General features: G+C 70.3%; 9 protein-coding genes. 1 reads left to right on the forward strand and 8 read right to left on the reverse strand.

From position 1 onward, the window contains the following. The 4 genes from AC1DXK_RS28055 to AC1DXK_RS28070 form a co-directional block, all read right to left on the reverse strand. The coding region (locus tag AC1DXK_RS28055) for an endonuclease domain-containing protein (protein WP_477299529.1) at positions 1-532 on the reverse strand (532 nt) is incomplete at its 3' end. A gap of 4 nt (positions 533-536) precedes the next feature. Beyond that, positions 537-1,943 (reverse strand): UDP-N-acetylmuramate--L-alanine ligase, encoded by a 1,407-nt coding sequence (murC, locus tag AC1DXK_RS28060; protein ID WP_457104935.1) that lies wholly within the window; start codon positions 1,941-1,943, stop codon positions 537-539. A gap of 48 nt (positions 1,944-1,991) precedes the next feature. Then, positions 1,992-3,101, reverse strand: a complete 1,110-nt coding sequence (gene murG / locus AC1DXK_RS28065) for an undecaprenyldiphospho-muramoylpentapeptide beta-N-acetylglucosaminyltransferase (protein WP_457104936.1) — start codon at positions 3,099-3,101, stop codon at positions 1,992-1,994. Next, positions 3,098-4,264 (reverse strand): FtsW/RodA/SpoVE family cell cycle protein, encoded by a 1,167-nt coding sequence (locus AC1DXK_RS28070; RefSeq protein WP_457104937.1) that lies wholly within the window; start codon positions 4,262-4,264, stop codon positions 3,098-3,100. Before AC1DXK_RS28070 ends, murG begins: the two co-directional genes overlap by 4 nt. Before the next feature lie 281 nt (positions 4,265-4,545). Here AC1DXK_RS28070 and AC1DXK_RS28075 point away from each other — a divergent pair, with 281 nt between their 5' ends. Next, positions 4,546-6,021, forward strand: coding sequence for a methyl-accepting chemotaxis protein (locus AC1DXK_RS28075; RefSeq protein WP_457104938.1), 1,476 nt, complete (start codon positions 4,546-4,548; stop codon positions 6,019-6,021). A gap of 13 nt (positions 6,022-6,034) precedes the next feature. Here AC1DXK_RS28075 and murD read toward each other — a convergent pair whose 3' ends face one another. From murD to AC1DXK_RS28095, 4 genes are all read right to left on the reverse strand, one after another. Beyond that, positions 6,035-7,399 carry a UDP-N-acetylmuramoyl-L-alanine--D-glutamate ligase gene (gene murD / locus AC1DXK_RS28080; protein WP_457104939.1) on the reverse strand — a complete coding sequence of 455 codons (1,365 nt, stop codon included), beginning with the start codon at positions 7,397-7,399 and terminating at the stop codon, positions 6,035-6,037. Between the two features lie 204 nt (positions 7,400-7,603). Continuing rightward, positions 7,604-8,689: a phospho-N-acetylmuramoyl-pentapeptide-transferase gene (mraY, locus tag AC1DXK_RS28085; RefSeq protein WP_457104940.1), complete on the reverse strand. Its 1,086-nt coding sequence runs from the start codon at positions 8,687-8,689 to the stop codon at positions 7,604-7,606. 77 nt (positions 8,690-8,766) lie between these two features. Next, positions 8,767-10,215 carry a UDP-N-acetylmuramoylalanyl-D-glutamyl-2,6-diaminopimelate--D-alanyl-D-alanine ligase gene (locus tag AC1DXK_RS28090; protein WP_457104941.1) on the reverse strand — a complete coding sequence of 483 codons (1,449 nt, stop codon included), beginning with the start codon at positions 10,213-10,215 and terminating at the stop codon, positions 8,767-8,769. 19 nt (positions 10,216-10,234) lie between these two features. Further along, on the reverse strand, positions 10,235-11,463 hold a 1,229-nt coding region (locus AC1DXK_RS28095; protein WP_477299530.1), incomplete at its 5' end, for a UDP-N-acetylmuramoyl-L-alanyl-D-glutamate--2,6-diaminopimelate ligase.

Consider the following 11,463-nt stretch of genomic DNA (forward strand, 5'->3'; position numbering starts at 1 on the left):
CCCGAGATCCGATCTTCGTTGCCCAAGTCGGGCAAGCCCGACTTGGGATGTCGTCGCATCGAGGCGGCAGCCGAGGGTGAGGGGGCGGCTCCGGATATGACTCGACCGGAGCCGCCCCCTCACCTTCGCCCTTCGGGCTCGCCGCGCCGACGACAGGGTCGTCGCGGCCCTCTCCCCGCGCGCGGGGAGAGGGGGGAAGCGCGGCCAGGATGGTGTCCAAGACACCGACGATGTTGTTCACGATCTCAGCGTTCCAGAACCGCAGGACGCGATAACCCTGCGTGGCCAGCCACGCGTCACGAACGCGATCATGCTCACTGTCGGCATGCTGGCCGCCGTCGAGTTCTATGATCAGTCGAAGATCTCGGCAGCAGAAATCCGCGACGTATCGGCCGATCGACTCCTGGCGGACGAACTTGAAACCGGCCAGACGCCGGTCGCGCAAGCGATACCAGAGGCGGCGCTCCGCCTCGGTTTGCGTCTCGCGCAAGCGCCGCCGGAAACGGGCTCGTTCCGGCTCGGCTTCGCGCATCCCCTCACCGCCCCCGCGCGGCGAGTTCGTCCGGCAGCGCATAGGCCCACTGGGTGATCGTGCCGGCACCGAGGAGCACCACGTAGTCGCCCGGCTTTGCGAGGTCCGCGATGATCCCGGCGAGTTCCTCAGGCCTTTCCAGCGCCCGGGCGTCGCGGTGGCCGCGGGAGCGCAGGCCGGCGACGAGACTGTCGCGGTCGAAGCCCTCGATCGGCTGCTCGCCCGCGGCGTAGACCGGCGCGACGATGACCGTGTCGGCATCGTTGAAGCAGGTGCAGAAATCGTCGAACAGCGATTGCAGCCGCGTGTAGCGGTGCGGCTGCACGATGGCGATCACGCCGTGCTCGGTGGAGGCGCGGGCCGCCTTGAGCACCGCCTTGATCTCCACCGGATGGTGTCCGTAATCGTCGTAGATCGTGGCGCCGTTCCACTCGCCGGTGCGCGTGAACCGCCGCTTCACGCCGCCGAAGCTGGCGAGCGCATTGCGGATCGCCTCGGGCTTCACGCCGAGTTCGTGCGCGACGGCGAGCGCCGCGGTGGCGTTCAGCGCGTTGTGCTTGCCGGGCATCGGCAGCACGAGATCCTCCATCTCCATCCGGTAGCCCGGCCGGCGATCCCGGATCATCACCCGGAAGCGGCTCTGGCCGCCGCGCAGGTCTACGTCGATCAGGCGCACGTCGGCCTGCGGGTTCTCGCCGTAGGTGATGATCCGCCGGTCCTCGATGTGGCCGACGAGATCCTGCACCACCGGGTGGTCTATGCACATCACCGCGAAGCCGTAGAACGGGATGTTGTCGATGAAGCGCCGGAACGCGTCCTTGATGGCGTCGAACGAGCCGAAATGGTCGAGATGCTCCGGGTCGATGTTGGTGACGATCGCCACGTCGGCCGGCAGCTTCAGGAAGGTGCCGTCCGACTCGTCGGCCTCCACCACCATCCACTCGCCCGCGCCCATCCGGGCGTTGGTGCCGTAGGCGTTGATGATGCCGCCGTTGATCACAGTGGGGTCGAGGTTGCCGGCGTCGAGCAGGGTCGCGACCAGCGAGGTCGTCGTGGTCTTGCCGTGCGTGCCCGCGATGGCCACGCAGGACTTGAAGCGCATCAGCTCGGCCAGCATCTCGGCCCGCCGCACCACCGGCAACCGGCGCTCGCGGGCGGACTGCAACTCGGGATTGTCGCGCTGGATCGCCGTCGAGACCACGACCAGAGCGGCTTCCGCCACGTTGTCGGCGTTGTGGCCCACGAAGGTGCGCATGCCCTTCTCGGCGAGACGGCGGACATTGGCGTTGTCGGACGCGTCCGAGCCCTGCACCGTGTAGCCGAGGTTGTGCATCACCTCGGCGATGCCGGACATGCCGATGCCGCCGATGCCGATGAAGTGGATGGGGCCGAGCTTGTCGGGCAGCTTCATGGGTCGAACCGTCTGGTGGCGGGATCGCCGGTGCGAGAGCCCTAAGGATCAGGTGCGGGCGGCCGTCTCGACGACGACCTCGGCCAGCCGCTCGGCGGCGTCGTGGATGCCGGCGCTTCTGGCCGCATCGGCCGCCGCGGTCAATTTTGCCGGCGTCGCGAAGCAGGCGGTGAGTTCCGCGGCGAGGCGTTCCGGCGTGAAATCGGATTGCTTCACGGCTCGGGCGGCGCCGATGGCGTCGAGGGTCGCGGCATTGGCGGCCTGGTCCTGATCGAGGGAGCCGGGCAGCGGCACGAGGATCGCCGGGCGGCCGATCGCCGCCAGCTCCGAGACCGTCGAGGCGCCCGAGCGCGAGACCACGAGGTGGCTCGCGGCCATGCGGGCCGGCAGGTCCTTGAAGAACGGCGCGGCCTCGATGCCGGCGAGCCCCATGGCGAGGTAGCGGTTTTGCACCGCCGTCAGATCCTCGGGCCGAACCTGCTGGACGAGGTGGAGCCGGGCGCGCAGCGCGGCGGGCAGCCGGGCGATCGCCTCGGGCACGACCTCGCCCATGACCCGGGCGCCCTGGCTGCCGCCGAACACCAGGAGCCGCAGGACGGCGTCCGGACCGAAGGCCGGATACGGGACCTTCGCCGCCTCGATGACCGCCGGGCGGAGCGGGTTGCCGGTGTGGATGCGCGGGGCCTTGGCCTTGTCGGGTACGCCGCGCACGACCTTGAAGCCGGTGGCGATGGTGCGTGCGCCCCGCGCCAGGAAGGCGTTGGCCCGGCCCATCACGGCGTTCTGCTCGTGCAGCACCGTCGGCACGCGCAGGAGCTGGCCGGCGAGCACCGGCGGCACGGTCGGGTAGCCGCCGAATCCCACGATGGCGGCCGGGTTGATCCGGCGGATTTCCTTCGCGGCGACGCCGAAGCCGCGTCCGAGCGTCAGCACGGCGCTCGCGCGCTGGAGCGGCGAGCGGCCGGACGGGGTCGCCGACGCGATGGTCACCACCTCGGAGGCCGGAAATTCGGAGGCGATCGCGTCGACCCGGGCGTCGGTGGCGAGCGCCACACGGATTCCGCGGGCGCGGAGGGCGTGTGCGAGGCTCTCGGCCGGGAACAGGTGCCCGCCGGTGCCGCCTGCGCAGAGCAAGATCGTGGGGGTGAAGACGGTCACCGCATCACCCCGGCGACGGTGGCCGGCGCGGTACCGGGGGGCTTCTGGCTGAGCATGACGGTCCGGGGGCGCTTGCGGGTCAGGGCGACGAGGAAGCCGGTGCCGAGCGCCAGGGAAATCAGCGACGAGCCGCCGTAGGAGACGAACGGCAGCGTCATGCCTTTGGCGGGCATCAACTGCGTGTTCACCGCCATGTTGATGGCGGCCTGGAGGCCGAACAGCGTGGTCAGGCCGGTGATAGCCAGCCGCGAGAAGGTGTCGTCGGTGCGCCGGGCGAGCTTGAGGCCGCGCAGCACGATGAACGCGAACAGGGCCACAAGGCACAGGCAGACGATCACGCCGAACTCCTCGCCGGTGACCGAGAAGATGAAGTCGGTATGCGCATCCGGCAGGTGGCGCTTGGCCACCCCCTCCCCCGGGCCGGTGCCGAACCAGCCGCCCGAGCGGAAGGATTCCCGGGACCAGAAATCCTGGAAGCCGCCGCCCGAATCCCGGTCGAGGAACTTGTTGAAGCGCTCACGCACGTGGTGGAAGAACAGGTAGGCAGCGAACACACCTCCGAGGCCGAGCACGCCGAGAACGGCCACCCAGATCAGGTGGAGGCCGGCCACGAAGAACAGCGCGCACCACACCATGGTTATCAGCATGGTCTGGCCGAAATCGGGCTGGAGCAGCAATGGCACGATGGTGATCGGCAGGAGCAGCAGCGCCAGGATGCCGCCGGGCATGTCGCGGCGTTGGGCGCCCTCCGAGAACGCCCAGGCGGCCACCACCACGAAGGCCGGCTTCACGAATTCCGACGGCTGCAGGCCGAAGGAGCCGAACTGGATCCAGCGGTGCGCGCCCTTGATCTCCGGTCCGAACTTGCCGGCGAGAAGGCAGAGCGCCACGCCGCAGATCCAGGTGACCAGGGCGAGCCGGCGGATGCCGCGCAGCGACAGGAACGAGACCGCGCAGATCAGCAGGATGGTCGGCGCGAGGTACATCGCCTGCCGGTTGAGGAAGTAGAAGGTCGGCAGGCCGATCCGCTCGGCCACCGGCGGACCGCCGCCCATGAGGAAGACGAGGCCGGCCACCATCAGCGCGAACAGCGCCGCGAGCAGCCCGCGGTCGACGGTCCACCACCAGTCGGTCAGGGGGGTGCGTTCCGCGCGTGACATCATGCCGGGCAACGACTCCAGGCCGCGCGAATGCCGATCCGCGCGGGTCGGGCCGGATCCTGTGCAGGAATGGTAAACGGAGCCTTATGCGTCCCGCACCCCGGCGCTCCGATCAGGCACGGGTCCGCAGCGGCAGCTCAGTATTGGTCGATGCAATACTGGTATAAAGATACTCCATATTAATCTTCTCAGTGCAACTCTCGGATGTACCCCGGCGGAGCGGGGCGGGGCGCCCGGCAAGCGGCGTCGCCGCCCCCGATCCGCCCAGCGGAAGCCGACGCGCCATGTTTTCTGCCCTGAACGTCCGCGAAGCGCATGCCAAGCTTGCGGCCCTCGACCGGGTCCAGGGCGTGATCGAGTTCGACCTCACCGGCAAGATCCTCTCGGCGAACCGCAATTTCCTCGACGTGGTCGGGTACACGCTTCCCGAAATCGTCGGCCAGCACCACAGCCTGTTCATGGATCCGGTCCAGCGCGACTCGCAGGAATACCGGACCTTCTGGGAGCGCCTGAGATCCGGCGCTTTCGAAACCGGTCAGTTCCAGCGGATGGGCCGCGGCGGACGTCCGATCTGGATCCAGGCCTCCTACAACCCGATGCTGGATGCACGCGGTCGGCCCTACAAGGTGGTGAAGTTCGCAACCGACATCACCCGGCAGCGGACCGAGGAGGCCGACCGTGCCGGCCAGATCGCGGCGATCCATAAGGCGCAGGCGGTGATCGCCTTCGACCTCGACGGGACCGTGATCGAGGTGAACGACAATTTCCTGGCCGCGGTGGGCTACGCCCGCGACGAGGTGGTCGGAAAGCACCACAGCCTGTTCGTCGAGCCCGCCTATCGCGAGAGCGAGGCCTACCGGGCGTTCTGGGCGGCGCTGCGGAACGGCACCTATCAGGCGGCCCAGTTCCGGCGCCTGGGCAAGGGCGGCCGCGAGGTCTGGATCCAGGCTTCCTACAATCCGATCCTCGACGCGGCTGGGCGGCCCTACAAGGTTGTGAAGTTCGCCACCGACATCAGCGACCAGGTCCGCCTCTTGGCCGACCTGCGGACGCTCATCGACAAGAACTTCGGCGAGATCGAACACGCGGTTGGGCACTCGACCAAGGCGGCCTCCCTGGCCTCCTCGGCGGCCGACTCGACCTCCGGCAATGTCCAGACCGTCGCTGCTGCGGCGGAGGAACTGGCCGCCTCCGTGGCCGAGATGTCCCAGAGCATCGTGCGTTCGCAAAGCGCCACCGACACCGCCTACGCCTGTGTCCAGGAGGCGGACGGCCACACCAAACGACTGGCCGACACCGCCACGGCCATGACCGGCATCGTCGGGCTGATCCAGAACATCGCCGGCCAGATCAACCTCCTGGCCCTCAACGCCACGATCGAGGCCGCCCGCGCCGGCGAGGCGGGCCGCGGCTTCGCGGTCGTCGCCTCCGAGGTCAAGGCCCTGGCCGATCAGGCCGCCCGCGCCACCGGTCAGATCAACGGCGAGATCGCCAGCATCCAGCGCGTCTCGCAGGAGGTCGTGGGGGCGCTCGGCTCGATCGGCGCTTCCGTCTCGGTCATGCGCGAGACCGTCGTGGCCACGGCCGCGGCCATCGAGGAACAGAGCGCGGTGACCCGCGACCTCGCCGAGAGCATGCAGAGCGCGGCGGGTGCCGTCACGGCGATCACCGGCAATATCGGGGCGATCGTTCAGTCGGTGGCCGAGGTCTCGCAGGCGGTCGATACCACCCGCGATGCCGCGAAGGTGCTGGCGCGCTGAGGCGGGAAGCGATTCAGGGGAGCGCCTGCACCAGCTCCCGGAAGCGGTTGCCGCGGATCTCGAAGTTCCGGAACTGATCGTACGAGGCGCAGGCGGGGGACAGAAGCACCACCGGTTCCGGTGCGCCCGAGGCGGCCGCGTTCTCGGCGGCCTTCGGGACCGCGACCTCCAGGGTCTCGCAGCGGGTATAGGGCACGGCACCCTCCAGGGTCGCCGCGAAGGCGTCGGAGGCCGCGCCGATCAGGTAGGCGTGGGCGACCCGCTCGAAATACGGCACCAGCGGGAAGATCCCGCCCTCCTTGGCCTTGCCGCCGAGGATCCAGTGGATGTCCCGGAAGGCGGTGAGCGCCTTCTCGGTCGAATCCGCATTGGTCGCCTTCGAATCGTTGACGAACAGCACGGGACCCCGCCGCCCGACCTCCTCCATCCGGTGCGGCAGACCGGGGAAGGCCGTCAGACCGGCCTGGATCTGCTCCTGCGACAGGCCGAGGGCGCGGGCCACCGCCACCGCCACCGCGGCGTTCTGCCAGTTATGCGCCCCGCGGAGCGAGCCGATGCCGTTGACGTCCGCCAGCGCCGTGCCGTCGGCATCCCGGACGATGCCGTCGCGCACGGTGAGCGCGTCGGTGCACAGCACCTCGCCGTGGGGCACGTGGACGCGCACGAGGTCGGTCCCGCGCCGCTCGGCGATCGCCCGGCTCGGGCCGTCGTCGACGCCGACCACGGCGAGGGCCGCCCCGCGGATCAGTCGCTCCTTGATCGCCGCGTACTGCTCCATGGTGCCGTGGCGGTCGAGATGGTCGGGGGTGACGTTCATCAGCACGCCGACGCTCGGATCGAGGCTCGGCGTCAGGTCGATCTGGAACGACGACATCTCGATCACGTGGACGCGGTCGGCCGCGGGCGGCTCCAGAGACAGGATCGCGGTGCCGATATTGCCGCCCATCTGCACGTCGCGTCCCGCCTGGCTGAGGACGTGGGCGATGAGGGCCGTCGTGGTCGACTTGCCGTTGGTCCCGGTGATCGCCACGAACGGCGCCCCCGGGGCGTGCGCCCGCCGCTCCCGGCAGAACAGCTCGATGTCGCCGATGATCGCCACGCCCGCGTCCCGGGCGAGTCGGACGCTCCAATGCGGCTCGGGATGCGTGAGCGGTACGCCCGGGCTGAGCACCAGCGCGGCGAAGCCCGACCAGTCGGCCTCGCGCAGGTCCTGGGTCTCGATCCCGGCCTCCCGTGCCCGGGCGAGGCTATCGGCGTTGTCGTCCCAGGCCCACACGCCCGCGCCGCCCGCCTTCAACGCCAGCGCCGTGGCGAGTCCGGAGCCGCCGAGTCCGAACAGGGCGACGGTGCGGTCGGCGAAGGTCGTGATCGGTGTCATGCGGAACTCTGGATGCGGCAGGACCCGGCCGATCCTACCCGCGCCCTCACCCCCAGGTGTCCGCATCGGCGKACATCGACGGAGGGTTCCAGAAATCGCGGGGCCGGCTGGAAGCCTCCTTCGAGGCACCCGCTTCGCGGCTGCACCTCAGGATGAGGGCGAGCGTGGGATCGCCCACTCGGATCGCCCCTCTAGCACATATTTTCAGCGCAGCTTCAGCGTCGCCAGACCGGCCATCGCCAGGATCACCGCGATGATCCAGAACCGGATCACGACCTGCGGCTCCTTCCAGCCCTTCTGCTCGAAATGGTGGTGGATCGGCGCCATGCGGAAGACGCGCTTGCCCGTGAGCTTGAACGAGGCGACCTGGATGATCACCGACATCATCTCGAGCACGAACAGGCCGCCGACGATCGCCAGGACGATTTCGTGCTTCGTCGCCACCGCAATCGAGCCCAGCAGGCCGCCGAGAGCCAGGGAGCCGGTATCGCCCATAAAGATCTGGGCCGGCGGCGCGTTGAACCAGAGGAAGCCGAGGCCTGCGCCGATCACCGCGCCGCAGACCACGGCGAGTTCGCCGGTATCGCGGACGTAGTTCACCTGCAGATAGCTGGCGGTGAACGAGTTGCCGACGAGATAGGCGATGAACCCGAAGGTGCCGCAGGCGATCATCACCGGAACGATCGCCAGTCCGTCCAGTCCGTCGGTCATGTTGACGGAGTTGCCGGCCCCGACGATCACGAAGGCGCCGAACAGGGGGTAGAACCAGCCGAGGTTCAGGAGCGCGTCCTTGAACACCGGGAAGGCGAGCTGGTTCTGGAGCGTAGCCGGCGAGTAGACCGCGATGGTCACGCAGGCCGCCAAGGCGATCAACGCCTCCAGGGCGAGGCGGAACTTGCCGGAGAAGCCCTTATGCGACTGCTTCGTGACCTTGAGGTAATCGTCGTAGAAGCCGATCGCGCCGAAGCCGAGCGTCACCGTGAGCGTCACCCACACGTAGTGGTTGCGTGGATTGGCCCAAAGCAGGATCGCCACGACAGCGCCGGCCAGGATCATCAGGCCGCCCATGGTCGGCGTGCCGCGCTTGGTCAGAAGATGGGTCTGCGGCCCGTCCTCGCGGATCGGCTGGCCCTTGCCCTGGCGGAGCCGCAGCAGGGAGATGATCCAGGGTCCGAACCAGAACACGAACAGGCCCGCCGTGAACAGCGCGCCGCCGGTGCGGAAGGTGATGTAGCGGAAGACGTTGAGCGGCGTGAAGGCGCTGCTCAGGTCCGAGAGAAGGTACAGCATCCGGGCGCTCGGCCCCCTTGTTCAGGCTCAGGTTTCGGGGGTCGGCGCCGGTCGCGCCGAAGGCGCGGGCGTGCCGGTCATGGGACGGCCTCGGTCCGCCGGGTCGGATCGACCGCGTAGCGGGCTTTCAGCGCCTCGACAATCCGGCCCATGCGGCTGCCGTTCGAACCCTTCACCATCACGACATCGCCGGACCGAAGGTTCCGGACGAGCGATTCGAGCAGGTCCGCGGCGGTGTCGGCCACCGCACCGCGGCGGCTCACCGGCAGGGCCTCGAACAGGTGGCGCATCAGCGGACCAGCCGTGAAGACGAGGTCGATCCGGGCCGCCTCGATCGCCTCCGCGAGGCCGCGATGCAGGTCGGCCGCGGCGGCGCCGAGTTCCAGCATGTCGCCCAGCACCGCGATGCGGCGGCCGCGGGGGCCGGTCTCGATCCCCGCGAGGGTCGCCAGCGCCGCCCGGACCGCGACGGGATTGGCGTTGTAGCTCTCGTCCACGAGGTAGGCGGGTCCGCCGCCGATCTCGAGGGCGGTGCGCTCGCCCCGCCCCGCCGGCGGCGTCAGTCCGCCCAGCGACAGGGCGGCGCGGGCGAGGTCGGCGCCGAGGCTGTGGACCACCGCCATGACGCCGAGCGAGTTCAGCGCCGCGTGCCGGCCGGCCGTGCCGAGCTTGTAGGTGACGGGCTGGCCCATCACCACCGCGTCGATCACCGACAGGTCGGGGCGGAGCACGATCTTCAGGGCGCGCACGTCGGAATCCGGATGCTCGCCGAAGGTCACCACCCGTCCCGCCGGGGAGGCCTGCGCGTGGGCCGCGAGCCGGTCGAAATGCTGGACGTCGCGATTGAGGATCGCGATGCCGCCGGGCTGGAGCCCGGAGAAGATCTCGCCCTTGGCGTCCGCGATGGCGGCGAGCGAGGCGAAATGCTCGATATGGGCGGGCGCGATCGTGGTGATCAGCGCGATGTCGGGCCGGACCTGGGCGGTCAGCGGCACGATCTCGGCACCGTGGTTCATGCCGATCTCGAACACGCCGTAGCGCGTGGTGCGCGGCATCCGCGCCAGGGTCAGCGGCACGCCCCAGTGATTGTTGTAGGAGGCCGCCGAGGCGTGGGTTTCGCCCTGCTCGGCCAGGACGTGGCGCAAGGCCTCCTTGGTCCCGGTCTTGCCGACCGAACCGGTGACTGCCGCGACCTGCGCGCGCGTCCGGGTGCGGGCGGCGGCACCGAGGCGCACCATCGCGGTGAGCACCGGGTCGGCGCTCGCCTCGGGCACCGCCAGGACGGGGCCGTGCGACGCGAGCTCCGCGGCGCGGGTTGCGCCCACCACGGCGGCCCCGGCCCCGCGCTTCAGGGCGTCGGGGACGAAGTCGTGGCCGTCGCGGGTGTCGCCGCGGATCGCGAAGAACAGGTCGCCGGGCTGGAGCGTGCGCGTGTCGATCGAGGCACCGCCGATGGCGCGCTCCGCGCCGGTCAGGCGGCCGCCCGTCGCGGATTCCAGCTCCTCCCGCGTCCAGAGTGCGGTCATGGTCGGTCCCCCGTCGCCCTCAGGCCGCCGCGGCGATCGCGGCACGCAGGACTGCGTGGTCCGAGAACGGCAGCGTCCGATCCCCCACGATCTGGCCGGTTTCATGGCCCTTGCCGGCCACGACCAGCACGTCGCCCGGTCCCAGCCGGCCGACAGCGCTCTGAATCGCTTCGGAGCGGTCGCCGATCTCCTCCGCGCCCGGCGCCGCGTCGAGGATCGCCCGGCGGATGGCGGCGGGATCCTCGGTGCGCGGGTTGTCGTCGGTGACGATGACGAGATCGGCGAGCCGCTGCGCGATGGCCCCCATCAGCGGCCGCTTGCCGCGGTCGCGGTCGCCCCCGCAGCCGAACACCACGATCAGCCGGCCCGATGCGAACGGACGCAGCGCCGCGAGCACGCTCTCCAGGGCCTCGGGCTTGTGGGCGTAGTCGACGAGGCAGAGCCCGCCCCGAGCCTCGCCGATCCGCTCCATGCGGCCGGGGACGCCGGTGAGATGGTCGAGGGCCGCGAACACGCCGTCGGGATCGGCGGCGCCTGCCGGCGTGGCCAGGGCGAGGCCGGCCGCCACCAGGGCGTTCTCGACCTGGAACTCCCCGACGAGGGGCAGGCGCAGATCCCGGGCGCGGCCCTCGAACAGGAGGTGCACCGCCTGCGCGAAGCCCTCCGTCCGGACGGATTCGACGCGCAGCTCCCGGCCGCCCCGCCCGACCGTGCGGACCGGGCGTCCTGCGCCTTCGGCCACGGCGATCACCCGCTCGGCATAGGCGCCGTCGGCATTGACGATCGCCGGACAGCCCGGCGGCAGCAGGTCGGTGAACAGGCGCAGCTTGGCCGCAAGGTACTCCTCGATGCTCGCGTGGTAGTCGAGATGGTCCCGGCCGAGATTGGTGAAGCCCGCCGCGTCGAGGCGCACGCCGTCGAGGCGCCGCTGCTCGATCCCGTGGGACGAGGCCTCCATGGCGAGGTCGGTGACGCCCTCGGCGGCGAGACGCGCCAGCGTCCGGTGCAGCGATACCGGGTCGGGGGTGGTCAGCGAGCCGTATTGCGCGCCGCGGTTCGTGACGATCCCGACGGTGCCGAGGCTCGCGGCGTCCCGCCCGAGGCGCGCCAGGATCTGGCGCACGAAGTCGGCCACCGAACTCTTGCCGGCAGTGCCGGTGACGGCCACCACGGTCCCGGGCTGCGCGCCCGCGAGGCGGGCGGCGGCCAGCGCCAGGGCGCGGCGCGCGTCGGCGACCGGGATCCAGG

It is taken from the genome of Methylobacterium sp. P3_A11 (assembly GCF_056403155.1).

Excerpts from the sequence above, each read along its gene's own strand:
- AC1DXK_RS28075 (WP_457104938.1), top strand. The coding sequence starts at position 4,546 with ATGTTTTCTGCCCTGAACGTCCGCGAAGCGCATGCCAAGCTTGCGGCC.
- AC1DXK_RS28090 (WP_457104941.1), bottom strand. The coding sequence starts at position 10,215 with ATGACCGCACTCTGGACGCGGGAGGAGCTGGAATCCGCGACGGGCGGC.
- murC (WP_457104935.1), bottom strand. The coding sequence starts at position 1,943 with ATGAAGCTGCCCGACAAGCTCGGCCCCATCCACTTCATCGGCATCGGC.
- murD (WP_457104939.1), bottom strand. The coding sequence starts at position 7,399 with ATGACACCGATCACGACCTTCGCCGACCGCACCGTCGCCCTGTTCGGA.
- mraY (WP_457104940.1), bottom strand. The coding sequence starts at position 8,689 with ATGCTGTACCTTCTCTCGGACCTGAGCAGCGCCTTCACGCCGCTCAAC.
- AC1DXK_RS28070 (WP_457104937.1), bottom strand. The coding sequence starts at position 4,264 with ATGATGTCACGCGCGGAACGCACCCCCCTGACCGACTGGTGGTGGACC.